Origin of the sequence: uncultured Dysosmobacter sp., assembly GCF_947631635.1 — a bacterium.
In the GTDB taxonomy this organism is placed as follows: Bacteria; Bacillota; Clostridia; order Oscillospirales; family Oscillospiraceae; genus Oscillibacter.
The window spans coordinates 24,982-48,152 of the sequence record NZ_CANRMB010000019.1; the positions used below are offsets into that span (position 1 = coordinate 24,982).

Annotated in this window: 20 protein-coding genes and 1 riboswitch; of the genes, 12 read left to right on the top strand and 8 right to left on the bottom strand. The window is 60.4% G+C overall.

The genetic code is table 11. From position 1 onward, the window contains the following. Window positions 1–50: 50 nt before the first annotated feature. The gene (locus Q0Z71_RS10530; RefSeq protein WP_025544307.1) at window positions 51–224 is read right to left on the bottom strand and encodes a DUF362 domain-containing protein; all 174 of its coding nucleotides are present in this window, start codon (window positions 222–224) and stop codon (window positions 51–53) included. Between the two features lie 277 nt (window positions 225–501). On the opposite strand from Q0Z71_RS10530, the gene Q0Z71_RS10535 reads away from it, so the two are divergent. Genes Q0Z71_RS10535 through Q0Z71_RS10545 form a run of 3 tightly spaced genes read left to right on the top strand, consistent with a single transcriptional unit; the run spans window position 502 to window position 3,993 of the window. Next, on the top strand, window positions 502–954 hold the full coding sequence (locus Q0Z71_RS10535; RefSeq protein WP_298022091.1) for a CtsR family transcriptional regulator: 453 nt from the start codon (window positions 502–504) through the stop codon (window positions 952–954). A gap of 58 nt (window positions 955–1,012) precedes the next feature. Continuing rightward, window positions 1,013–1,498 (top strand): UvrB/UvrC motif-containing protein, encoded by a 486-nt coding sequence (locus Q0Z71_RS10540; RefSeq protein WP_298022093.1) that lies wholly within the window; start codon window positions 1,013–1,015, stop codon window positions 1,496–1,498. 35 nt (window positions 1,499–1,533) lie between these two features. Further along, entirely contained in the window at window positions 1,534–3,993 is a 2,460-nt protein-coding gene (locus tag Q0Z71_RS10545; protein ID WP_298022097.1) for an ATP-dependent Clp protease ATP-binding subunit, read from the top strand. A gap of 872 nt (window positions 3,994–4,865) precedes the next feature. Here Q0Z71_RS10545 and Q0Z71_RS10550 read toward each other — a convergent pair. After that, complete coding sequence (locus Q0Z71_RS10550) at window positions 4,866–5,114, bottom strand: helix-turn-helix domain-containing protein (protein WP_298022100.1); 249 nt, start codon at window positions 5,112–5,114, stop codon at window positions 4,866–4,868. Between the two features lie 111 nt (window positions 5,115–5,225). On the opposite strand from Q0Z71_RS10550, the gene Q0Z71_RS10555 reads away from it, so the two are divergent. The 3 genes from Q0Z71_RS10555 (at window position 5,226) to Q0Z71_RS10565 (ending at window position 8,892) form a co-directional block, all read left to right on the top strand. Further along, window positions 5,226–5,507 carry a hypothetical protein gene (locus Q0Z71_RS10555; RefSeq protein ID WP_298022101.1) on the top strand — a complete coding sequence of 94 codons (282 nt, stop codon included), beginning with the start codon at window positions 5,226–5,228 and terminating at the stop codon, window positions 5,505–5,507. Window positions 5,508–5,603: 96 nt separating this feature from the next. Then, entirely contained in the window at window positions 5,604–7,448 is a 1,845-nt protein-coding gene (locus tag Q0Z71_RS10560) for a CvpA family protein (protein ID WP_298022105.1), read from the top strand. A 307-nt stretch (window positions 7,449–7,755) separates the two neighbouring features. Continuing rightward, entirely contained in the window at window positions 7,756–8,892 is a 1,137-nt protein-coding gene (locus Q0Z71_RS10565; RefSeq protein ID WP_298022108.1) for a pyridoxal phosphate-dependent aminotransferase, read from the top strand. 132 nt (window positions 8,893–9,024) lie between these two features. Here Q0Z71_RS10565 and Q0Z71_RS10570 read toward each other — a convergent pair whose 3' ends face one another. Further along, window positions 9,025–10,131 carry a M20 family metallopeptidase gene (locus tag Q0Z71_RS10570; RefSeq protein ID WP_298022111.1) on the bottom strand — a complete coding sequence of 369 codons (1,107 nt, stop codon included), beginning with the start codon at window positions 10,129–10,131 and terminating at the stop codon, window positions 9,025–9,027. A 140-nt stretch (window positions 10,132–10,271) separates the two neighbouring features. After that, window positions 10,272–10,439, top strand: a riboswitch (Lysine riboswitch). Between the two features lie 99 nt (window positions 10,440–10,538). Here Q0Z71_RS10570 and dapA point away from each other — a divergent pair. From dapA to Q0Z71_RS10590, 4 genes are all read left to right on the top strand, one after another. After that, the gene (gene dapA / locus Q0Z71_RS10575; protein WP_298022113.1) at window positions 10,539–11,426 is read left to right on the top strand and encodes a 4-hydroxy-tetrahydrodipicolinate synthase; all 888 of its coding nucleotides are present in this window, start codon (window positions 10,539–10,541) and stop codon (window positions 11,424–11,426) included. Further along, window positions 11,423–12,145: a 4-hydroxy-tetrahydrodipicolinate reductase gene (dapB, locus tag Q0Z71_RS10580; protein WP_298022116.1), complete on the top strand. Its 723-nt coding sequence runs from the start codon at window positions 11,423–11,425 to the stop codon at window positions 12,143–12,145. The genes dapA and dapB overlap by 4 nt, the downstream gene beginning before the upstream one ends. 153 nt (window positions 12,146–12,298) lie before the next feature. Beyond that, complete coding sequence (gene dapD / locus Q0Z71_RS10585) at window positions 12,299–12,994, top strand: 2,3,4,5-tetrahydropyridine-2,6-dicarboxylate N-acetyltransferase (protein ID WP_298022119.1); 696 nt, start codon at window positions 12,299–12,301, stop codon at window positions 12,992–12,994. A gap of 364 nt (window positions 12,995–13,358) precedes the next feature. Next, window positions 13,359–14,309, top strand: coding sequence for a ComEC/Rec2 family competence protein (locus Q0Z71_RS10590; RefSeq protein ID WP_298022121.1), 951 nt, complete (start codon window positions 13,359–13,361; stop codon window positions 14,307–14,309). A 280-nt stretch (window positions 14,310–14,589) separates the two neighbouring features. Here Q0Z71_RS10590 and Q0Z71_RS10595 read toward each other — a convergent pair whose 3' ends face one another. The 5 genes from Q0Z71_RS10595 to iolE all read right to left on the bottom strand — a co-directional run bounded on the left by Q0Z71_RS10595 (window position 14,590) and on the right by iolE (window position 19,876). After that, a complete protein-coding gene (locus Q0Z71_RS10595; protein ID WP_298022124.1) occupies window positions 14,590–15,627 on the bottom strand; it encodes a Gfo/Idh/MocA family protein in 1,038 nt (345 codons plus the stop codon). A gap of 43 nt (window positions 15,628–15,670) precedes the next feature. Beyond that, complete coding sequence (locus Q0Z71_RS10600; RefSeq protein ID WP_298022127.1) at window positions 15,671–15,880, bottom strand: PF20097 family protein; 210 nt, start codon at window positions 15,878–15,880, stop codon at window positions 15,671–15,673. Window positions 15,881–16,174: 294 nt separating this feature from the next. Then, window positions 16,175–18,103 (bottom strand): 3D-(3,5/4)-trihydroxycyclohexane-1,2-dione acylhydrolase (decyclizing), encoded by a 1,929-nt coding sequence (iolD, locus tag Q0Z71_RS10605; RefSeq protein WP_298022130.1) that lies wholly within the window; start codon window positions 18,101–18,103, stop codon window positions 16,175–16,177. Between the two features lie 15 nt (window positions 18,104–18,118). Then, complete coding sequence (locus Q0Z71_RS10610) at window positions 18,119–18,922, bottom strand: 5-deoxy-glucuronate isomerase (protein ID WP_298022132.1); 804 nt, start codon at window positions 18,920–18,922, stop codon at window positions 18,119–18,121. Window positions 18,923–18,973: 51 nt separating this feature from the next. Further along, window positions 18,974–19,876: a myo-inosose-2 dehydratase gene (gene iolE, locus Q0Z71_RS10615; protein ID WP_298022135.1), complete on the bottom strand. Its 903-nt coding sequence runs from the start codon at window positions 19,874–19,876 to the stop codon at window positions 18,974–18,976. Window positions 19,877–20,506: 630 nt separating this feature from the next. Between iolE and Q0Z71_RS10620 the strand changes: the two genes are divergently transcribed. Next, window positions 20,507–21,502, top strand: a complete 996-nt coding sequence (locus Q0Z71_RS10620; RefSeq protein ID WP_298022138.1) for a sugar ABC transporter substrate-binding protein — start codon at window positions 20,507–20,509, stop codon at window positions 21,500–21,502. Between the two features lie 165 nt (window positions 21,503–21,667). Beyond that, window positions 21,668–23,170, top strand: a complete 1,503-nt coding sequence (locus tag Q0Z71_RS10625; protein WP_298022141.1) for a sugar ABC transporter ATP-binding protein — start codon at window positions 21,668–21,670, stop codon at window positions 23,168–23,170. Window position 23,171: the final 1 nt, after the last annotated feature.

Consider the following 23,171-nt stretch of genomic DNA (forward strand, 5'->3'; position numbering starts at 1 on the left):
AAAAAGTCCCGCAGGTCCTGCCTGCGGGACTTTTATGTATCCCTGATAGATTATTCCTCGGGGACGATGGCGCCGTTGGGGCAGGTGTCGCTGCAAGAACCACAGTCCAGGCAGGCGGCAGCGTCGATGACATACTGGTCATCGCCCTGGCTGATAGCACCGGCGGGGCAAGCGTCCGCGCAGGAGCCGCAGCTCACACAGGCAGAAGTGATCTTATAGGCCATGGGAAGCACCTCCATTAGAATTGTAAACCCATTGTAGCACACAATTTCAAAAATGCAAGTGCTCCGTTAAAATCATAACAGAAAATTTTGAAAAAAATTTGCAAAATGGCCGGAAATGGCGGTTTGCTAAAACTAACCGTTCACAATTTGTTTTCAAAATAGTCAAAGAAAGTCAAAAATAAACTCTTGACATTTTCGCGACAAGTGGTATACTGACATCAACATAAAGGTTAAAGAAAGTCAAAGTCAAAAAACAATAGAAAGAGATGGTACGCATATGGGAATTTCAGATCTGATCGCCAGCTTCCTGCAGGACAGTCTGGAGGCGGCGGAGGACGGTGTGCTGGAGGTCCAGCGCAGCGACCTGGCCCAGCGCTTCAATTGCGTGCCCAGCCAGATCAACTATGTGATGTCCACCCGCTTTTCCCCGGAGCACGGCTACATCGTGGAGAGCCGCCGGGGCGGCAACGGATACATCCGCATCACCCGGGTCCAGGTGGACCGTCAGACGCTGCTGATGCATGTCATCAACTCGCTGGGAGACGCGGTGGACCTGCCGTCGGCCCGGGCGATCTTGAGCAACCTGGTCCAGTCCGGCGCGCTGGAGGCGTCCATCGGAAAGGCGCTGCTGGCGGCTGTGGGCGACAAGGCTCTGGGAGCCGTGCCCCGGGAGAGCCGGAACGTGGTCCGGGCGGATATCATGAAGCAGGTGCTGATTCTTCAAATTTGACGGATCACACCCACGAAATTTGTCAATCATAGAATGGCTTTTATAGGAGGAATTGATTATGAAATGTGAAAATTGTGGTAAGAATGAAGTTACCTTTGTTTATCAGAGCAACATCAACGGCAAGATCACGGAAAAGCACCTCTGCAGCGAGTGCGCCGAGAAACTGGGCTACTCCCAGAGGATCGCGGCGCACAGCCAGCGGATGATGCAGAACCTTTTCGGCAACAGCTTCTTTGACGACTTCTTCTCCCCCATGCCCAGCCTGATGGGCCGGATGACGCGGATGCTGGAGGACCCCTTCGACGACTTCTTCGCCGACATGCCCGCCTTGGGCGCGGCGCCCGCGCAGCAGGACGCCCAGAACCAGCAGAAGCAGGAGGACCTGGTGGACCAGAAGGAGCAGAGCCGCTTCGCCCGGATGCGCCAGATGAACGCGCTGCGGATGGAGATGAAAAAAGCTGTCCGTCAGGAGAACTTTGAGCGGGCGGCGGAGCTGCGGGACCAGCTCCACACGCTGGAGGCCGAGCATCAGGAGAACCAATAAACAGGAACGTTCCCAGAGAAGGAAGGTAAACGACTATGAATGAAAATAAATTCACACCCAGGGCCGAGGAGGCCCTGCGGCTTTCCCAGGAGGCGGCGGGGGAGCTGGGCCACGGCTACGTGGGCACCGAGCACCTGCTGCTGGGCTTGATCCGGGAGGACGAGGGCCTGGCCCATGAGGTCCTCACCGAGTCCGGCCTGACCGATGACATGATCGTGGAGATCATCAAAAAGAGCGTGGGCGCGGGGCTGCCCGGCAGCAACCCCGCCCAGGGCCTGACGCCCCGGGCCAAGCGGGTGGTGGAGATCGCCATGGAGGACTCCATGCGGGGCGGCTACAACTATGTGGGCACCGAGCACCTGCTGGCGGGCGTTCTGCGGGAGGGCAACAACATGGCCGTCCGCATCCTGCGCACCGCGGGCGTGGATGCCCGGCACCTGTACACGGCGCTGATGCAGAAGCTGAATGAGACGCCCCGGGGCAAGGCCGCCGAGGCCAAGGCGGCCAGCACCGCCCGGGAGGACAACAGCGGCAAAAACAAGACCCTGAAGGAGTTCACCCGGGACCTGACCGCCGACGCCCGGGCGGGCAAGCTGGACCCGGTGATCGGTCGGGACAATGAGATCCAGCGGGTCATCCAGATCCTGTCCCGCCGCACCAAGAACAACCCCTGCCTGATCGGTGAGCCGGGCGTGGGCAAGACCGCCATCGCCGAGGGCCTGGCCCGGAAGATCGTCATGGGCGACGTGCCGGACGACCTGCTGGACAAGAAGATCCTGTCCCTGGACCTCTCCGGCATGGTGGCCGGGACCAAGTACCGGGGCGAGTTCGAGGAGCGCATCAAAAAGGCCCTGGAGGAGGTCAAGAAGTCCGGCGATATCATCCTCTTCATCGACGAGCTGCACACCATCGTGGGCGCCGGCTCCGCCGAGGGCGCCGTGGACGCCGCCAACATCATCAAGCCCGCCCTGGGCCGCGGGGAGATCCGCGTCGTGGGCGCCACCACGCTGAACGAGTACCGGAAGTATATCGAAAAGGACGCCGCCCTGGAGCGCCGGTTCCAGCCGGTGCAGGTGGGCGAGCCCAGCCAGGAGGCGAGCCTGGAGATCTTGCGGGGCCTGCGGGCAAAGTACGAGCAGCACCACCAGCTCCAGATCACCGACGAGGCGCTGGAGGCCGCGGTGTCCCTGTCCTCCCGCTATATCAACGACCGCTTCCTGCCGGATAAGGCCATCGACCTTATGGACGAGGCGGCCTCCCGCGTCCGCATGGAGGCGGAGGAGATCTCTCCCGAGCTGAAGAGCCTGGAGGAGAAGATCGCCGCCCTGGCGAAGGACAAGGAGGCGGCCATCGCAAAGCAGGACTATGAGACCGCCGCCCAGCTGCGGGATATTGAAAAGAACTATCAGGACCAGGTGGAGATCGAGCGGGACAAGCGCCGGAAGAACCACACCCAGCACCGCCCCGTCACCGCGGAGGACATTGCCGCCGTGGTATCCGGCTGGACCGGCATCCCCGTCACCCGGCTGACGGAGGACGAGGGCAGCCGTCTGCTGCGGATGGAGGACATCCTGCATGAGCGGGTAGTGGGCCAGAACGAGGCCGTCCAGGCCGTGGCCCGGGCCATCCGCCGTGGCCGTGTGGGTCTGAAGGACCCCAAGCGGCCCATCGGCTCCTTCCTGTTCCTGGGCCCCACCGGCGTGGGCAAGACCGAGCTGTGCAAATCCCTGGCGGAGGCCATGTTCGGCGACGAGAACGCCATGATCCGCATCGACATGTCCGAGTATATGGAGCGGCATACCGTGTCCCGCCTCATCGGCTCCCCGCCGGGCTATGTGGGCCATGACGAGGGCGGCCAGCTGACGGAGAAGGTCCGCCGCAAGCCCTACTCCGTGGTGCTATTCGACGAGATCGAAAAGGCCCACGAGGATGTGTGGAATGTTCTTCTGCAAATCCTGGACGACGGCCGCATCACCGATTCCCAGGGCCGCACCGTGGACTTCAAGAACACGGTCATCGTCATGACCAGCAACATCGGCGCCAAGAGCCTGACCACGGCTGCGGCCAAGCTGGGCTTCTCCGCGGAGGAGCGGGGCACCGATCCCGACGCCGAGCGGAAGTTCCAGCAGGCGAAGGAGACCGTCATGGCGGAGCTGCGCCAGACCTTCCGGCCGGAGTTCCTGAACCGGATCGACGACATTATCGTGTTCCGCTCCCTGACGGAGAAAGACATTGAAGAGGTCGCCCGCCGGATGCTGAAGACCGTCTCCGCCCGGATGGAGACCATGGGCATTCACCTGGACGCCAGCGATGAGGCGGTGGCGGAGCTTGCCAAGGAGGGGTTTGATCCCAAATACGGCGCGAGACCGCTGCGCCGGGCCATCCAGAGCAAGGTGGAGGACGCTGTGGCGGAGAAGATGCTGGACGGCACCCTGGCCGCCGGCGACACCGCCAAGCTGACCGTGGAGAACGACCGGCTCTGCGTCAGCAAATAAAATCTGATTTGCCTGCCTGGGGAGTGGGGGTGTCCTGCTCTCCGGGCAGGCGGTTTTTTTGCCGCCTGGGGGTGGGAGTTTTGCCCGGCCATGGGCCGGGGACGGGGATTTTTCCCGCCCACGGGCGGGGACGGGGGGGGTGTGCCGCTTTGCGGCACGGGAATGAACCCCCATTTTCTTTTCGGTTGCGCCGAAAAGAAAACGGCCGTTCACGGTCAAAAGAAAAGGCGCTTTGGTGTCCACACTTGGCCCATCGGGCCAAGTGTGGACAAGACGTGGGGTCCCAGAAAGAGACCGTTGGTGGTCGAGACTGGATTCTGCGTTGGGCGCGGGCATGGTCTTGCTGAATCTTTCAGCTTTTAGCCACGCGAATGGGAGTTGCAGGGTCGGGCAAAGACTGAAAGGACCAGCGTTCCTTTCCGCGCTCCCCGCTTCGCTCAGCGCTGCCTGGGCAGTTGCGGCAGTGCGTTTTGGAGGTTGTTCCTCGACAGAGGACCAGGTAGTGTGTAGCGAAGCGGAACACACGGGGCTTGTTGCTGAAAGCCTTCCGATGACCACCCCAACCCAGCACCCCAGCCCCCAAATGCGGGCACGCATGCCTATCCCCATACCCGGTATAGCGCACCCAGCAGGAGATTTCCGGGCTTGGTGGCACATCTAACCACCACCTCCCGTCCGTCCAACTTTGCCCCTTTGGGGCAAAGTTGGACACCCAAAAGCGTTTTTCTTTTGGACCGTGCACGGCCCGTTTTCTTTGGCGCAACCAAAGAAAATGGGGGGTGCATCCCCCGCACTGTGTCACAGTGCAGTTTGCAGCAAACCAGGCAGACAAAAGGGACCGCTGCAAGGCAGCAGTCCCTCATTAATTAGAATTAGAATGATAATCCTTCAAAAAATTCATCGAAGGAATCCACTTTGTAAATTTGCTTTAAAGCTAACAATACGCTGATTTTCACACTATAACGACCTTGTTCCATTTTGGCTAAAATGTCTGAACTCATAGGATGAAACCCTAAAATTTCAAGTTTAGCTGATACTTGCTCTTGTGTAAGATGAGCCCGCTTTCGCAAAATTTTTAGATTTTCTCCAATAGAGATATCTTGCTTCAACCCACTTGACATGATTCCCTCCTGAAAAATATTTGGATAAATTTATCCTGTAGTTGATTTTATACGAAAGTGTCTACTATAATTGGATAAATACATCCAGAAGCAGAGGAGGAGAAAAATTTTATGGACAGACAGGAAAAAGAACAAGCCATCATAAAACAGCTGGAACAGCTTATGCCCAGGCTCTCTGAAAAACAGCAGGGCGCCCTGTCCTGGATGCTTGGACACCTGAACATCGTGGATGAAATTCTGGACGCGGAGCCTCCCACAGAGGCAGAAGAACAGCAGCTGATCAAAAGCGCGCTGGAGCAGGAGGATGACCTCCTGCTCTACATCATGCGTTACCACCAGCTTCGCAAGCAGCAGCCCCCGCAGGCGCCGCCGGATGACAGCATTTCCCGGTAAATTTTCATTCTATTTGGGAATGCTTGATTTGTTCATATATTTCCTGTATCATAAAAATGATTTAAGTGATACTGAATGGAGAGAAAGGAGCATCCCATGCCGATTTCGTTCAACTTCGGCGGCGGGTTCAATCCCGGCGGAGGATTTAACCCCGGCGGCTTCCAGGGAGGCGGCGAGGGTTTCACCCCGCCTCCGAGACGCGCCCGCAAACCCCGCAAGCCCATCGGCAACGCCTTTACCCGCACCCTCATCAACCTGGGCGTGACCCTGGCGGTGGGCCTGGCGTATTTCTATGTGGAGCTGCCGGCCATCAACCTGCACGCCGAGGAATTCTATGTGTTCGCCTTCCTGCTCTGCGCGGTGTACTGCGTCTGCGCCGTGCTGACCTCCGGCTTCCAGGGGGAGGGCGTGAAGGGCTATCTGGGCTTTGTCAAAAAACAGTGCGCCATTCCCTTCCTGGCGCTGCTGGCGATGATCGCCGCCATCGCCTTGGGCGCGCTGACCTCCTGGGTCGTCCTGCGGGCAGGCGCATACAGCGAGCTGCTGCCCCTGCGGAACGGCGACTTCACCGCTGAGGTGGAGGAGATCAACTACGACCAGATCCCCATGCTGGACGCGGACTCCGCCGCCCAGCTGGGCAGCCGCAAGCTGGGCGAGCTGAGCGACATGGTGTCCCAGTTTGAGATCCTGCCCAACTACACCCAGATCAACTACCAGGGCCGCCCGGTTCGGGTGACCTCCCTGGCCTATGGCGATCTCATCAAGTGGTTCACCAACCGCTCCAAGGGCCTGCCCGCCTACCTCATCATCGACATGGTGACCCAGGAGGCAGAGGTGGTCCGTCTGGGGGAGGGCATGAAGTACACCACGGCGGAGCATTTCGGCCGGAACCTGTACCGCCACCTGCGGTTCCGCTATCCCACCATGATGTTCGACGAGCCGGTGTTTGAGATCGACGAGGAGGGCATCCCCTACTGGGTCTGCTCCCGCATCGTCAAGACCATCGGACTCTTCGGCGGCACGGATGTCAAGGGCGCTGTGCTGGTGAACGCCATCACCGGCGAGAGCGAGTACTACGAGGAGGTCCCCAACTGGGTGGACCGGGTGTACTCCTACGACATCATCATGCAGCAGTACGACTACTACGGCATGTACCACAACGGCTTCCTGAACTCCATGTTCGGCCAGAAGGACGTGACACTGACCACCGAGGGCTGGAACTATATCGCCATTGACGACGACGTGTATATGTACACCGGCGTTACCTCCGTCACCAGCGACCAGTCCAACATCGGCTTCATTCTCACCAACCAGCGGACCAAGGAGACCCGCTACTATCCCTGCGCCGGCGCCACGGAGAATTCCGCCATGGACTCCGCCCAGAGCCAGGTGCAGCAGATGCGCTACAAGGCCACCTTCCCGCTCCTGCTGAACATCGCGGAGCAGCCCACCTACTTCATGGCCCTGAAGGGTGAGGACGGCCTGGTGAAGATGTACGCCATGGTGAATGTCCAGCAGTACTCCATCGTCTCCACCGGCAGTACGGTGGCGGACTGCGAGGTCAACTACCGTCTGACGCTGGCCAACAAGGGCCTGATCGGCGCGGGCGCCATCGACGTGAACGACGGGGAGACCCGGATGGGCGACGGTGTGATCGCGGAGATCCGCAGTGCGGTCATCGGCGGCAACACCCATTACTATGTCCGCATGGAGAACAGCCTGGGCTATTTGAACTTCAGCACGGAGGATGTGCCCCGGGCGGTCCTGCTGGACAAGGGCGACCATATCTGGTATACCTACGTGCTGGAGACCGCGGAATTTCCGGAGAACGGCATCGTCTACGCCAAGAACTTCTGGTTTGAGGGCGAGGAGCGGCCGGAGTTGAAGCCGTCCCAGGTGGACGGGACCGGGGAGGATACCGGCGGGACGCCGGCTGTATAAGATGAAGAAGCGGCTTTCCGGACCGGAGAGCCGCTTCTTTTTATAGTCGGCACAGTTGAAAAGACTCCAAAAAAGTCTTTTCAACGCCATGCTGCTGTGCAGCATTGCAGGCCGCGTATGCGGCCTTCTGTGCCTGACTTCATAGGAAACGCACACGCGCTTTGCGCGCCGGCAGACCATTGGTCCGCCGGTTGACAAGGAGTCCCTACTCCTTGTCAACTGCGTTGACTATATCAAAAACGCCGTTGACAAGCTTTTTTCCAGCGCCTATACTATCTGTGTATTTATGAAGAGGAGCGTGAGACCCATGGATTTGACTCTGAACAGCGCGGTGCTGGGCGAGGAGCTCTCCGGCATCCGCCGCTTTACCTTTCTGGTGCGGGGGACCCCCGGCGCCTGCGCGCTGACCATCGGTGAGCCGGACCAGAATACGCCGGAAGTGGTGAAGGAAGCCGCCAAGGCCGCCCTGGATGCCAACGACACCCACTATCCCCCCGGCAACGGCTATCCCTACATGCTGGAGGCCATCTCCAAGTTTGAGGAAAAGGTCCATGGACTGCACTATGACCCCGAGGAGATCATCCTGACCATCGGCGCCACCGAGGGCTTGTTCATCGGCCTTTCCACCGTTCTGAATCCCGGCGATGAGGTCATCATCCCCACCCCGGCGTTCAGCCTGTACGAGTCTATCACCCGGCTGTGCCGGGGCGTTCCGGTGTGCATGCCCACGGAGAAGAACCGCTTCCAGATCGACCCGGATCAGCTGAAGGCGGCCATCACCCCCAAGACCAAGGCCATCATTTTGACCTCTCCCAACAACCCCACCGGCTGCATCTACACCAAGGAGACCCTGGACGCTATCCACGATATCCTGAAGGACAAGCCCATCTTCGTCCTGTGCGACGACGTGTACCGCACTTTGACCTATACGGACAGCTACCACAGCTTCTCCGAGTATCAGGACATGCGGGACCGCATCATCGTCATCAACAGCTTTTCCAAACCCTATGCCATGACCGGCTGGCGTCTGGGCTACTGCTTGGCGGACGCCCCCATCCGGGACCGGATGCAGATTTTCCACCAGTACTCCGTGGTCTCCGCCCCCGCTTTCGTCCAGCCTGCCTGCGTGGCCGCGCTGGAGAGCGACACCAGCGGCATGGTGGAGATCTTCCACAAGCGCCGGGACTATGTGTATAAGCGCCTGGTGGATATGGGCCTGGAGGTCCAGGAGCCGGAAGGCACGTTCTACATGTTCATCAACATCGAGAAGTACGGCATGGATTCCCTGACCTTTTGTGAAAAAATGCTGAAGGAGGGGCTGGTAGGACTCATCCCCGGCTGTTACTTCGGCACCGAGGGCTATATGCGGCTGAGCTACTGCTATTCCGACGAGGACCTGAAGGAGGGCCTGGACCGCATCGAAAAGTTCATCAAGACGCTGTAAAGGAGAAACGGCCAGCCCGGGAGGGCTGGCCGTTTTTTATGCTTGACCTGTATGAAAATTTTTGCCTGCGGACGGGATGGGAGTGCGCCGGCGGCGCGAATATCTCGTCCCACCCAGGACACCCAAGTGATCTCACACCAGCCAGAGCAGCTTTTTCAAAAATTCCACGCCTCTGGGCAAGACCGTCTCATCGTCGAAACAAAAGCTGGGAGCGTGGAGCTCCGCTGTATCTCCGGTTCCCAAAAAGAAGAACACGCCGGGTACGTTTTTCTGATAGAAGGAGAAATCCTCCGCCGCCAGGACCGGGGCGTCCAGCTCCGCCGGGGCGTCCGCCCCCAGCTGCGTGCGGATGGTCCCATACAGTCCCTCATGGTTCCACACGGCGGGGTATCCCTCGCTGAGATGGACGTTCACACCGCACCCGGTCTCCGCCGCCAGCGCCGCGCCGATCTCCGCCAGCCTCTCCCGGCAGAGGAGATAGGTCTCCTCCCGGTAGGTCCGGAGGCTCCCCTCCAGCACCGTCTGCCCACTGACGGCGTTGCGGACGGTGCCGGACACCATCCTGCCGAACCGCAGGACCAGAGGCTCCTCCAATGGCAGACTGTCCGCCATGTCATAGGCCCTTTGCAGATAGGCGATACCTGCCGCCAGCGCGTCCCGCCCTTCGGCGGCCCGGGAGAGGTGGACGCTCTTTCCGGTCACGGTGACAGTGACCTCATTGGACCGGGCCATCAGGGGGCCGGGACGGGAGAAGACCCGCCCGGCCTCCAGACCGGGCCACAGGTGCAGGCCAAAGACCCGCACCGCATGACAGCGCTCCAGGAGCCCGGTGTTACACAGCTCCCGGGCGCCGCCGGTGGTCTCCTCGGCGGGCTGAAACAGGAAGAGCACATTCCGGGGCAGTTCAGACAGGCGGGCGGACACGTATTCCGCCAGCGCCAGGGCCATGGCGGTATGGCCGTCGTGGCCGCAGGCGTGCATCCGGCCGGGGTGGACGGAGGCATAGGGCAGGCCGGTGGCCTCCGTCACCGACAGGGCGTCCATGTCCGCCCGGAAAACCACGGTCTCCGGTTTTCCGGCGTCAAAAAAAGCGCACACGCTTCCGGCGGTGGGGAAGGAGAGCGCGCCGTTCAGCGGCTCCAAAACGGACGTGACATAGGCCAGCGTCTTTGGCAGGTGGCGGTCCAGCTCCGGGATGCGGTGCAGGGCCCGGCGGTGGACGACAGCAGATGTGGACATGGAAGGGCCTCCTTGTGCAGGCGAAAATAGACGGCATACAGGGATATATCTGCATCATGATAGCACGATTTTTTGAAATCGAACAGGGGATTTGAAAAATTTCTCTTGCAAGCGGAAGACATTGGTGGTATGATAGCCAAAAATGAGATAGAGGCGCGGATGCGATGGACCCACGGGAGCCGGCAGGCGAGGAGCGTGGCGAGGGCAAATCCGCCGAATCTTTCGCCCGGGCGCGGACGAGGGGTGGGGCCGTGGGGAATACCCGCGGGACTGTCCGCGGCAAAGGTCGCGGGTGCGCTATCTGCCAAGTGTGCTGCTCCGTGCAACCAACACGGCTGACGTTCGGTAGAGGCGTGCCTCTACCGTTTTTTCATATCCGTATTACAGAAAAAATGGAGGGCACCAACATGAAGTTCCATCATCTGCAAGGTTCTATCGTCGCTATGATCACCCCGTTCCATGAGGACGGCAGCGTCAATTTCGAAGTCCTGACCGACCTGCTGGAGCGGCAGATCGCGGAGGGGACCGACGGCATCCTGACCCTGGGCACCACCGGCGAATATCCCACCATGAGCCACGAGGAGGACGCCTCCGTGGTGGAGCACACCATCAAGGTCGTGAACGGCCGGGTCCCCGTCATCGTGGGCAGCGGCTCCAACTGCACCGCCACCCAGCTGGAGAAGAGCATCCAGTATCAGAACATGGGCGCCGACGCCCTGCTGCTGATCGCCCCCTACTACAACAAGGCCAACCCCGAGGGCATGTACCGCCACTTTGCGGAGACGGCGGACGCGGTGCAGATCCCCTGCCTTTTGTACAATGTCCCCGGCCGCACCGGCTGCTCCATTCCCGTTTCCGTGGTGGAGAAGCTGGCAAAGCACCCCAACATCGCGGGCATCAAGGAGGCCTCCGGCGACATGAGCTATGCCATGAAGATCGCCCACTGTGTCGGGCCGGACTTTGCCCTGTACTCCGGCAATGACGACATCACCGTGCCCCTGATGAGCATCGGCGGCAGCGGTGTCATCTCCGTCTATGCCAACGTCATGCCCGGCATGTGCCACAAGATCGTGGCGGACTACCTGGCCGGCAACCAGGCGGAGGCGGTGGCCAACCACCTGAAGTACCTGAAGCTGATGAACGACCTGTTTATCGAGGTGAACCCCATCCCTGTCAAGAGCGCCATGAACATGATGGGTTTGAACGTGGGCCCCATGCGCCTGCCCCTGTGTGAGATGAGCGAGGAGCACCAGGCGGTGCTGCGGGCCAGCCTGCAGGAGGTCGGACTGCTGTGAAGCTGCTGTTGATCGGCCGGGGCAAAATGGGCAGGCTCATCGCGGAGACCGCCAAGGCCAACGGAGACGAGGTCGCGGCCGCCTTTGGCCGGGATGACCTGGAACAGCTTGCCAAGCTGGGGAGAGCGGCCGACGTGGTGATGGACTTCTCCCGCCCGGAGACATTGCCGGAGATCTGCTCCTACGTCCGCCGGACCGGCACGCCCCTGCTCTCCGGCACCACCGGATACACCGCCGCCCAGAAGGCGGAGCTGGAGTCCCTGGGGACCGCCGCGCCGGTGCTGTGGAGCGCCAACTACTCCCTGGGCGTGGCCGTGCTGTACCGGGCGCTGCAAGTGGTGTCCGATGTACTGAAGCCGGATTTTGACATTGAGATCACCGAGACCCACCACAATCAGAAGGCTGACGCACCCAGCGGCACCGCCAAGCTGCTGCTGGACGCTATCGATCCGAACCACGCCCTGACACCGGTCTATGGCCGGGAGGGGAACTGCGGCAAGCGGGAAAAGGGGGAGGTCGGCATTCACGCCCTCCGGGGCGGCACGGTGGCGGGGACACACTCCGTCCACTTCTTCGGCCCCGACGAGGAGCTGGAATTCACCCACCGGGCCGCCAGCCGCCAGATCTTTGTGAACGGCGCCCTGCACATGGCCCGCCTGCTGCCGGGCAAGCCCAGCGGCGTCTATGACCTGCAAAAGATCCTGTTCGGAGCGAAGTAAAAGTTTCGCCCGCCTTTTCAAAGGCGGCGGGGTGCAGGGGCGGAGCCTCTGCGGCGCGGTGTGGAGAGCCGCCTGCAACAAGGAGGCCCCACCGGGCCTCTGCCAAGCACCGGACAGCATCCCCACCTGATCAAACAATGAGGAGAACATGCTATGAATGCCCAGGAGATCATCGATTATATCGCGAATTCCGAAAAAAAGACCCCGGTGAAGCTGTACGTGAATACCACGGGAGCGGTGGATTTTGGCGCGGCCAAGGTCTTTGGCGAGGGAAACAGCCATGTGGTGTTCGGCGACTGGAATGAGTTGGGCCCCATTTTGGAGGCCAACGCCGACCGGATCACCGACTGCGTGGTGGAAAACGACCGGCGGAATTCCGGGGTGCCCCTGCTGGATCTGAAGGGCATCAAGGCCCGTATCGAGCCCGGTGCCATCATCCGGGAGAAGGTCACCATCGGCGAGGGCGCGGTCATCATGATGGGCGCGGTCATCAACATCGGCGCGGTGGTGGGCAAGGGCACCATGATCGACATGGGCGCGATCCTGGGCGGCCGGGCCATGGTGGGCGACCGCTGCCATATCGGTGCGGGCACAGTGCTGGCCGGTGTGGTGGAGCCCGCCTCCGCCACCCCTGTCGTCGTGGAGGACGGCGTGCTCATCGGCGCTAACGCCGTGGTCATCGAGGGCGTCCATGTTGGAAAGAACGCCGTGGTGGCGGCAGGCGCTGTGGTCATCGAGGATGTGCCGGACAACGCCGTGGTGGCCGGCAGCCCCGCCCGCATCGTCAAGATGAAGGACGCCAGGACGGAGAGTAAGACCGCACTGGTGGACGCCCTGCGGAAGCTGTAAAAGAAAAGTGAAGGTCACCTCGCTGCGGGGGGAAAGTATGAAAGGGGGCCGGGCGGTCCCCCTTTCATGTTCGATCAGCCCGCCGCGGCGGCCGCTTTTGGCCTGTGGACAAAAGCGCAGACGGACCGGGGCTTTTGGCACTGGTCCGATGCCAGGACGGAGAGCAAGACTGCATTGGTGGACGCCTGCGGAAATTGTAATAAGCGCAAAACATCCTGCCGTAAGGCAGGATGTTTGTTTTCGTCAGGTTGCCAAATTTTGGTGAAAAAAATTTGGAGGAGCGGAACTGCACTTTTGGTTGTCAGGGACCTGCAAACTGTGATATCTTAATAGCAATAAAATACAAATATGAGGGGGCATGGATATGCTGGCCTTGGATTTTATCAACGTGGGCAATGGGGATTCCACCCTGATCCGGGAATTCGAGAACGGTGAACAGATCTTTGCCATGCTGGTGGACTGCGGGCATGACAACCTGCTCCGGGACGACCACCCCACCGAGCTGGACCCGCGGTCCCAGCGCATCTATGCCGGGGACTTTTTGAAGAAGCAGGGCGTCACCCATCTGGACATGCTGCTGCTGACCCATTTCCACCGGGACCATGTGGGCGGCCTGGGACGGGTGCTGGACGCAGTGACGGTGGACCGCCTGGTCAGCACCTACACGCCGCCGGAGGACAGCTGCAATCTGGAGCCTGACGGCGACAACGGCCTGCCCAGAGCCGCCCGGAACGCGATGCGGTGTGTGGATATGTACGCCCGTATGCTGCGGGAGCATCCGGGGCGGGTGCGGGAGATGGTGGAGCTGCCCGGAGACAGGCAGGAGTTTTGTCGGCTGACCGCCGGCCTTTCCATGGATATCATCTGCGGAGAGCCTGCGCTGTATCCCCGGCAGAAGGCGGTCTATGACGCGGTGTTCCGCGGAGAGCGGAACCGCTATGACCTGATGCAGTGGGGCAAGTGCATGAATGTCTCCAGCCTCCGCCAGCGGCTGCACTACCACGGAAAGGAGATCGTCCTGGGCGGCGACGCCTACGCTGTGGTGTGGAACAACGACATGCTGTCCCCCTGCGATATCCTGAAGGTGCCCCACCACGCATCCCTGTCCTCCACCAGCCGCAAGCTGCTGGACATGCTGCATCCCAAGACGGCGGTGGTCAGTGTGGCGGCCCGGCGGCCCGACGAGCGGCCCCACCCGTATATCATATCCCTCATCCGGGAGTACGCAGAGGAACTCCACTTCACCGACGCGGTGGATATTCCCGGCCTGGTGGAGCCGGTGTTCCACGAGTCGGTCCATATGGAAATTGAATAAAAAAAGAAGGCAGAGCGGCGTATAACGCCGCTCTGTTTATAATCAATTCACTTTTCAAGTGTCACAGCGCATGTGCGCTGTGACAGGCCGCGGACTGCGGCCTTGATTTGCATTTCATAGTCAATCGCTGTGCGCTTTACGCACAGTGGGCATCGCCCGCTTGAAAAATCGCATGCAATTTTTCAAGTTAATTGACTATATTTGCAAAAAGAAAACCGGGAGCATGTGCTTTTGGCACATGCCCCCGATACTGGGACAAAACAAACGATACCTATTTAAATTACTTGTACATCTCGGGCTTTTCCATGGTCTCCACCTTCAGGAACTGAGAGGTGCCGCGGGAGGCGTTCAGAGCGTCGCCGGCGACGCAGGCCACATAGCCGTCCCAGGCGGAGGGACCGGTCAGCTTGCCGGCGTGGACGGACTCCACCCACTTGCAGAACTCGATGTCATAGGCCTCGATGAAGCGCTCCTTCCAGTCGGTCATGATGGGCATGGACTCGGCGGGATTCACGCTGTCCCAGCCCTGGGGACGGGAGCGGCGGACCACGGCGTAGGGATCGGGCAGCTTGACGGTGCCGTTCTCGCAGACGACCTCGCACTGGATGTCATAGCCGTAGCCGTCGGCCACCTGGACTTCCACGTCGATGAAGCAGCCCTTCTTGGTGCGCATCAGCATGACCTGGGGGTTGTCATAGCCCTTGTCGGAGTTGGCGGACTGGCGGACCTTGACACACTGCACGTCCTCGTACTCGTCGTCCAGTAGCCAGCGGCAGATGTCCAGCTCGTGGATGGCCACGTTGGTCACGCCGTTCTCGGTCTTGAAGCCCGGGCCCTGGGAGACGTTGCGGTGGCAGGCCTTGATGACCAGGGGAGCGCCCAGCTCGCCGGAGTCGATGATGCGCTTCATCTCGGCGTAGCCGCGGTCATAGTGGCGCATGAAGCCCACCTGGACCAGACGCTTGCCAATCTCCACCTCGCGGTTGATGATCTCCTCGCAGTCCTTGGCATTCTGGCTGAGGGGCTTCTCGCAGAAGCACCACTTCTCCTCGGCCAGGGTCTTCATCACATAATCGTGATGGGTGGGGTCGATGGAGGTGATGACCACGGCCTCGACCTCGGGGTCCTTGATCATGCCGTCACAGTCGTTGCCGTAGGACTTGATGCCATACTTGGCGGCGGTGTCGTCAGCGGCGGCGGCCACATAGTCGGAGACAGCCACCACGGTGGCGCCGGGGACGGTCTCGATGATGCGGCGGCAGTGATCCTTGCCGATGGCACCGCAGCCGATGATGCCGATTTTCAAAACCTTATCCATGTTGATTACCTTCCTTTACCTTATAATATGATATGGTAGGATTTTAATATGTAAGAATAATCTTCCTGCACCTGGGGCAGCGGGAGGCGGGGATATAGGGGGATTGCATCAGGTTATCCTGGTCACACAGTCCCTCCGCGCTTTTTGCCCATTGTGGAGGGCGGTATTTGCCGGGCTGATCCAGCCAATAAATACCGTGGGGACTTTGCAGTGCGCCGCTTTCCATCTCAGCGCCGCAGTACGGGCAATCCATCGCTGCGCCTCCTTGTACCTGCGATCCGCTCCCTTTCGGGCGGGCAAAGCCCGTCCGAGAGGAAGGGGGCTAGGGGAAACCTGCGGTTTCCCCAGTTCTTTCGCCGGAGGCAAAAGAAGAAAATTCAATTCGCTGTTCCGGGCGGGCTTTGCCTGTCCGGAACTCCACTGCCCGCGCCACTGGGCGCGGCTCCCTCGCTGTGCGAGGGAGAGGGGGGTATCGAAACCGCTGTGCCGCCGCAGGCGGCGCGGCGGTTTCGTATCTAGGGGGGACGCAGTCCCCCCTAGAGGACCTTTAATATTTCCGCGCATCCTTCACGTGGGCCAGGTGGTCCTTGTAGGCCTCCAGGTTCTCCTTGCGCTCGGAGACCTCGGTGTCGCCCACGCGCCACCAGGAGCCGTAGCCGTCGGTCATGGTCTTGGGCAGGACCTTGATATCGAACAGGACGGGCTGGTTCTTGACCTTCTTGGCGTCCTCGAAGGCGGCTACCAGCTCCTCCATGGTGCGGATGGAATAGCTCTTGCAGCCATAGCCCTCCGCCACCTTGGCATAGTCGATGTTCAGGAAGTCGCCGAACAGGCCGTCCTTATTGCGGTAGCGCAGCTCGGTGCACAGGGTCTTGTTGCCGTGGCCCACCTGCAGGTTGTTGATGCAGCCGAAGGAGGCGTTGTCAAACAGGCAGATATTGATCTTCTTGTGCTCCATGACAGCGGTCACCAGCTCGCCGTGGAGCATGTTGAAGCTGCCGTCGCCGCACATGGCGTAGACCTCCCGCTTGTCGCCGATGGCCAGCTTCACGCCCAGGGCGCCCGCCACCTCATAACCCATGGTGGAGTAGCCGTACTCCATGTTGTAGCAGTCGATGCCGGTGGGGCGCCACATGCGCTGCATGTCGCCGGGCAGGGAGCCGGCGGCGCCGATGGCCACGTCGCCCTCGCTCATCATGGCGTTGATGGCGCCCAGAACGGTGGTCTGGCACAATCCGGCCTTCAGGTCCTTGGCATAGCGCTTGGCGGAGTCGGCGTTGGCGTCGTTGATGATGGGCTTCCAGGACTTCTTGTCCTCAAAGACGATGTGGTCCAGACGCTCCAGCTCCTTGGCCCACTTCTCGCGGGCGGCCTCGACCTCGCCCTTGTAGGGGGCCTTGTAGCCGTCCAGCTTGGCCAGCAAGCGGGGCAGGGCGTCCTTGGCGTCGGCCACCACGGGGATGGCGTCCATCTTCAGGGCCTGGAACTCGGAGACGTTGATGTTGACGAATTTGCAGGTGTCCTTGAACAGCCACTTGGAGGAGGTGGTGAAGTCGGTGTAGCGGGTGCCGACGCCGATGACCAGGTCCGCCTTCTTGGCGATGTCGTTGGCGGCGGAGCAGCCGGTGACGCCGACACCGCCCAGGTTCAGGCGGTGGGTCCACTCAATGGCGCTCTTGCCCGCCTGGGTCTCGGCGAAGGGGATGCCGGTGGCCTCGGCAAAGGCGCGGAACTCATCGTGAGCCTCGGAGTAGCGGACGCCGCCGCCGCAGATCAGCAGGGGGCGCTTGGCCTTCTTGATGGCCTCGGCGGCTTCATCCAGCGCGGCCTCGGTGGCGGGGCGGCGCTCCAGGCGCCACACCCGCTTGGCGAAGAAGCTGACGGGATAGTCATAGGCCTCACCCTCCACGTCCTGGGGCATGGCGATGCAGACGGCGCCGGTGTTGGCGGGGTCGGTCAGGACACGGAACGCGGAGATGCAGGCGCTCATCAGCTGCTCGGGACGGACGATGCGGTCCCAGTAGCGGCAGACGGCCTTAAAGGCGTCGTTGGTGGAGATGGAGAGGTTGTTGGTCTGCTCCACCTGCTGCAGCACGGGATCGGGCTGGCGGCAGGCGTACACGTCGCCGGGCAGCACCAGCAGGGGGATGTTGTTGGCGGTGGCGGTGCCGCAGGCGGTGACCATGTTGGCGGCGCCGGGGCCCACGGAAGAGGTGGCCACGCAGATCTGCTTGCGCTTCATCTGCTTGGCGAAGGCCACGGCGGCCTGGGCCATGCCCTGCTCGTTCTGGCCGTGCCAGACCTCCAGGTGCTTGGCCTCCTGGGTCAGCGCCTGACCGAAGCCCACCACGTTGCCGTGGCCGGGGATGATGAATACGCCGCGGACGAAGCGGTTCTGAACGCCGTCCACCTCGATGAACTGGTTCTCCAGGAACCGGACCAGGGCCTGGGCCATGGTCAAACGAACGGTTTTCATGGGGATTACCTCCTGTCAATGATTGGGATAGATGTGGTCGTTGGCGTCGGCCTTCCACAGCCAGGCGTGTTCCTCGTCGTCGATCCGGGTCTTCAGCCAGGGATCGCCCTCCAGGTGCCGGATGCCCCAGGCATAGCACATGGCGTAGCCGGGCGCGGCGGTCTGAGAGTGGAAGCCGCGGTTGATGACGGCCAGGCCGTTGTGGCCGGTCTGATAGATCTCGCCGTTGGCAAAGCCCGCGCCGAAGCCGTGGGGATAGTCAAAGCGATAGAAGTAGACCTCCGGCTGGGGATGATGGTGGGGGGGATAGGAGGACCACTTGCCGGGGTGATTCAGCACCTCGCCCAGCACCATGTTGGAGAAGGGGGCGTTGTCGTGGTCGAAGAAGGTCTTGATCTCCCGCTCCATGCAGCCCATCAGCTCGCCCTTGCCGCCGGCGTACTGGGTCTGGACGGTCTCAGGGGTGTACATGACGGCCTCATAGGGCTTTTCGTTGACGGTCTTTTGGATGTACAGCTCGCTGTGGGCGTGGGCGGTGAGGACGATCTTGGTGCCCTTGCCGGCCAGCAGGCAGTAGGCCTCGTGGTGGAAGCAGTCGGGCCGGTCGGCCTCGCAGGTCTTTCCGTCCCACTCGTAGGTGACCTTGCCGGAGAACAGCAGCACCGCGATCTCCTTCTCCGCCTCCTCAAAGGTAAAGACGTCGCCGTCCTCCATCACCAGCAGGCCCACGTCCATCTGGGTGCCCATATCGTCCACAGCGGTGTCGATATAGGCGTTGTAGCCCTGCTTCAGTTCATCGTTCTTGTTAAAATAGGTCATTGGGAACATCTCCTGTTTTAAAATTAGCAATTCAAAATGAGGAGTCAGAGCTTACAGACCGGTGTGCTCCTTGATGTACTTGCGGCCCTTCATGGCGTATTCCAGGGGATTGGCCTTGGCGGGGTCCTGCTCGGCCTCCACCAGCAGCCAGCCCTGGTAGCCGGCCTTGTCCAGCACCTCAAAGACGGGGTCAAAGTTCACGTCGCCGTCGCCGGGCACGGTGAAAGCGCCATTGCGGACGGACTGGAGGAAGCTCCAGTTGTTCTTCCGGGCCTCTTCCACCACGGGCAGGCGCATGTCCTTCAGATGGACGTGGCCCACGCGGTCCACATACTTCTTCAGCATGGCCAGGGGGGCCTCGCCGGCAAAGGTGAAGTGGCCGGTGTCAAAGCACAGGAACACATAGCGGGGATCGGTGCTGCTCATCATGCGGTCGGTCTCCTCGCTGGTCTGGACCACAGTGCCCATGTGGTGGTGGAAGCACAGCTTGAAGCCGTGCTCAACGGCGATCTTGCCCAGGGTGTTCAGGCCGCTGCAGAAGCGGTCCCACTCCTCGTCGTTCATCACGTGCTTGTGGCCGCCGGTGAGGATGGGGGTGTCCATCTGGCCCTGGATTGAGTAGCTCTGCTCGCTGACGTTGATGCGGTTGGCACCCACGGCGGCCAGGAATTCCAGGTTGGCGGTGAAGTCGGCGATCTCCTCTTCCATGGGCCGGGTCAGGATGAAGGAAGAATACCAGCGGCTGGCGATGCGCATGCCCCGCAGGTCCAGGGCCTTCTTCAGCTCCGCGGGATCGCTGGGATACTTGTTGCCGATCTCGCAGCCGGTGAAACCGGCCAGAGCCATTTCGCTGACGATCTGCTGGAAGGTGTTCTCACCGCCCAGCTCAGGCATATCGTCGTTGCACCAGCCGATGGGTGCGATGCCCAAGGATACATGTTTAGGATCAAACATAGGGAAGCGTCCTCCTTACAAATATTGATGACTGGATGGGAATGGCGGCCGGAGACCCGGCGCCGGATACGGAAAAAACGATTCTGTGTCCGTTCACAGAAAGGCACACAACAACCCCACAGACGCAATCGTTTTCGCTATTAAGAAAGTATCATCCTTTGGCTCAAAAATCAACGGTTTTTCCTGCTGGTTTTTGAATTTTTCCGATTTAGCCAAAGGGGGTTGCCCTTTTTTTATAGATATGACAGAAACCTTTCAAAAGCCCCCGGGAGCGGCCGAAGAGGATGGAAGCGGATGAGCCCGCCGGAGGTGCCGCACAGCGGACGTTTGTGCGCTCCGCAAAAACGAAATAGGAATAAACACCATGACGACAAAAAAGAATTGATCATTATACACAAAACGGAGTGGCTGAATTGTTAGAAAATAAACAGAATTTGGATGCGCTATTGACGGGGCGTTTTCCTTTATGCTAGGATGAAATCGCATTCACCGGGAAAACTAATCGATTTCTTCTAAAAGAAAAAAGGGAATATTCCCTTTTTCCGTGTCCATTTTGGACACGGAAGGCTCTGGCTCAGGGGAATAAGATGGAACTTTTCCGGAATTTTTATCGAAAAGGAGAAAAGAAGCATGAAGAAGTTTTTTGCACTGATCCTGGCTCTGGTCATGGCTCTGTCCCTGGTCGCCTGCGGCGGCGGTGACAAGCCCGCTGAGGAGAACAAGGAGACCGAGACCAATGAGCCCGCCCCCGCCACTGAGGACATCGAGGTCGCCGTCGTTCTGAAGACCCTGGCCTCCGAGTACTGGGGCTATGTGAAGGCCGGCTGCGACGCCGCCGCCGCTGATCTGGGCGTGAAGGTCACCGTCGTCGGCCCCGGCGCTGAGAGCGAGATCGAGCAGCAGGTCGCCATGATCGAGCAGCAGCTCGCCTCCTGTGATGCCATCGTCTGCGCCCCCAATGACGCCGGCGCTGCCGCCGCCGCCCTGCAGGCCGCCATCGACGCCGGCATCCCCGTTCTGTCCGTTGACACCAACGTCGGCATCGACGGCCAGACCTCCTTCGTGGGCACCTCCAACGTGGACGCTGCCTATGAGGGCGGCAAGTGGGCCATCGAGACCGTGGGCGCCGACGCCAAGGCCGTCGTCATCTACGGCCAGGAGGGCGACAACACCTCCAACATGCGCCGCGAGGGCTATGAGAAGGCCTGCTCCGAGGCCGGCGTGGAAGTTCTGGCCGCTCTGTCCGGCAACAACACCACCGACGGCGCCACCAAGACCATGGAGGATATGCTGAGCTCCTTCCCCGATCAGATCGACATCGTCCTGTGCCACAACGATGATACCGCCGTGGGCGCCATGAACGCCTGCAAGTCCGCCGGTGTTGAGGACATCACCATCGTCGGCTTCGACGGCAACGCCTCCGCCGTGGACCTGATCCTGGCCGGCGAGCTGGTGAAGGCCACCGTCGCCCAGCAGCCCTATGAGATGGGCTATCAGGTCGTCGAGGCTGCCGTGAAGGCCGTCAAGGGCGAGTCTGTTGACGAAGTCATCAACGCTCCCGTTCAGGTCGTTACCGCTGAGAACGGCCAGGCCTATCTGGACAATCTGGCTTCTATGAAGGGCTGATCTGCGAGTTTGCACATAACTGCATTGTCGCTGCATAGCTGAGAAGTACGTGGATTTGGCGGCAGTACCGACTGCCGCCAAATCCTCTTCCAAAGATGCCATCTCCCCGCCGCCGGAGCGGCGGTAAAACCAAGAAATCAGGAAAAACAGAAACGAGGTAATTCCATGAGCGAGTATGTCGTCGAACTGAAAAATATTACCAAACGTTTTCCTGGTGTCGTCGCATTGAAAAATATGTCCATTGGCATCAGGCCGGGTGAGATCCACGGCCTGATCGGAGAGAACGGCGCGGGCAAGTCAACCCTGATCAAGGTGCTGACCGGCGTCCACTCTCCGGAGGAGGGAGAGATTTTTGTGGACGGCCAGAAGGTCGTTTTCAAAAACCCTGTTCAGTCTCGTGAGGCGGGCATCGCTTGTGTGTATCAGGAGTTGAACATCGTCAAGCAGCTGCCTGTCACGGACAACGTTTTTATGGGACGCGCCATCAAGAAAGGCTTCCTGCTGGATTATCCCCGCATGCATGCCGAGGCGGAAGAAGCGCTGAAAACACTGGGGCATCCCGAGATCGATGTAAAAATGGAATGCGGCAAGCTGGGCGTCGGCCAGCAGCAGATGGTGGAGATCGCCAAGGCTGTCTCCCTGGACGCCAAGCTGATCATCATGGACGAGCCGACCTCTTCCCTGGGTAAGGAGGAGATCGCGCAATTGATGGAAACGGTCCGGGGCCTGAAGGCCAAGGGCGTGGCCATCCTGTTTGTCTCTCATAAACTGGAAGAGCTCTTTGAACTCTGTGACCGTGTCACCGTCATGCGGGACGGCGAGCATATCGTCACCAAGGACATCAGCGAGCTGACAGAGGACTCTCTGATCACCGCCATGGTGGGCCGGACGCTGGACAACCTGTATCCCAAGGAGTTCGGCGTCAAGGGCGATGTGTGGCTGGAGGCCCGGAACCTCAACGAGGCCGGCGTCCTCCACGATGTCAGCTTCCAGGCCCATGCCGGTCAGATCACCGGCTTTGCAGGCCTGGTGGGCGCCGGACGCACCGAGACCATGCGTGCTATCTTCGGCGCCGACAAGCTGGACAGCGGTGAGATCTACGTCAAGGGTGAAAAAGTTACCATAAAGAATCCCAAGGACGCCATCAAGCGAAAGATCGCGTTCCTGACGGAGGACCGCAAGGGGCAGGGCCTGGTGCTCTCCCTGGATGTGCGGACCAACCTGATCCTGGCCAACATGAAGGGCTTCAGCAACGGTCCCTTCCTGGATAAGGCCCGGATCGAGAAGTCCGGCCAGGAGAATGTGGAGGCCCTGAAGATCAAGACCCCCTCCCTGGACGAGGTCACCGCCCAGCTTTCCGGCGGCAACCAGCAGAAGGTGGTCATCGGCAAATGGGTCAATATCGACGCCGATATCTTTATTTTTGACGAACCTACCCGCGGCATCGACGTGGGCGCGAAGATCGAAGTTTACCGTGTCATGAACGACATGGTCAAGGCCGGCAAGTGCGTCATCATGGTCTCCTCCGAACTGCCGGAGATCCTGGCTATGAGCGACCATGTGGTGGTCATGCGGGGCGGCCGCGTCATGGCCAATGTGGACCGTGATACCCCTCATTTCAATTCTGAAGACATCATGAAAGCGGCCTGGGGAGGAGAGTTAGACTGAT

What these genes read in the sequence shown, in the direction of transcription:
- Q0Z71_RS10530 (WP_025544307.1), bottom strand. Translation starts at nt 224, where the DNA reads ATGGCCTATAAGATCACTTCTGCCTGTGTGAGCTGCGGCTCCTGCGCG.
- Q0Z71_RS10535 (WP_298022091.1), top strand. Translation starts at nt 502, where the DNA reads ATGGGAATTTCAGATCTGATCGCCAGCTTCCTGCAGGACAGTCTGGAG.
- Q0Z71_RS10540 (WP_298022093.1), top strand. Translation starts at nt 1,013, where the DNA reads ATGAAATGTGAAAATTGTGGTAAGAATGAAGTTACCTTTGTTTATCAG.
- Q0Z71_RS10545 (WP_298022097.1), top strand. Translation starts at nt 1,534, where the DNA reads ATGAATGAAAATAAATTCACACCCAGGGCCGAGGAGGCCCTGCGGCTT.
- Q0Z71_RS10550 (WP_298022100.1), bottom strand. Translation starts at nt 5,114, where the DNA reads ATGTCAAGTGGGTTGAAGCAAGATATCTCTATTGGAGAAAATCTAAAA.
- Q0Z71_RS10555 (WP_298022101.1), top strand. Translation starts at nt 5,226, where the DNA reads ATGGACAGACAGGAAAAAGAACAAGCCATCATAAAACAGCTGGAACAG.
- Q0Z71_RS10560 (WP_298022105.1), top strand. Translation starts at nt 5,604, where the DNA reads ATGCCGATTTCGTTCAACTTCGGCGGCGGGTTCAATCCCGGCGGAGGA.
- Q0Z71_RS10565 (WP_298022108.1), top strand. Translation starts at nt 7,756, where the DNA reads ATGGATTTGACTCTGAACAGCGCGGTGCTGGGCGAGGAGCTCTCCGGC.
- Q0Z71_RS10570 (WP_298022111.1), bottom strand. Translation starts at nt 10,131, where the DNA reads ATGTCCACATCTGCTGTCGTCCACCGCCGGGCCCTGCACCGCATCCCG.
- dapA (WP_298022113.1), top strand. Translation starts at nt 10,539, where the DNA reads ATGAAGTTCCATCATCTGCAAGGTTCTATCGTCGCTATGATCACCCCG.
- dapD (WP_298022119.1), top strand. Translation starts at nt 12,299, where the DNA reads ATGAATGCCCAGGAGATCATCGATTATATCGCGAATTCCGAAAAAAAG.
- Q0Z71_RS10590 (WP_298022121.1), top strand. Translation starts at nt 13,359, where the DNA reads ATGCTGGCCTTGGATTTTATCAACGTGGGCAATGGGGATTCCACCCTG.
- Q0Z71_RS10595 (WP_298022124.1), bottom strand. Translation starts at nt 15,627, where the DNA reads ATGGATAAGGTTTTGAAAATCGGCATCATCGGCTGCGGTGCCATCGGC.
- Q0Z71_RS10600 (WP_298022127.1), bottom strand. Translation starts at nt 15,880, where the DNA reads ATGGATTGCCCGTACTGCGGCGCTGAGATGGAAAGCGGCGCACTGCAA.
- iolD (WP_298022130.1), bottom strand. Translation starts at nt 18,103, where the DNA reads ATGAAAACCGTTCGTTTGACCATGGCCCAGGCCCTGGTCCGGTTCCTG.
- Q0Z71_RS10610 (WP_298022132.1), bottom strand. Translation starts at nt 18,922, where the DNA reads ATGACCTATTTTAACAAGAACGATGAACTGAAGCAGGGCTACAACGCC.
- iolE (WP_298022135.1), bottom strand. Translation starts at nt 19,876, where the DNA reads ATGTTTGATCCTAAACATGTATCCTTGGGCATCGCACCCATCGGCTGG.
- Q0Z71_RS10620 (WP_298022138.1), top strand. Translation starts at nt 20,507, where the DNA reads ATGAAGAAGTTTTTTGCACTGATCCTGGCTCTGGTCATGGCTCTGTCC.
- Q0Z71_RS10625 (WP_298022141.1), top strand. Translation starts at nt 21,668, where the DNA reads ATGAGCGAGTATGTCGTCGAACTGAAAAATATTACCAAACGTTTTCCT.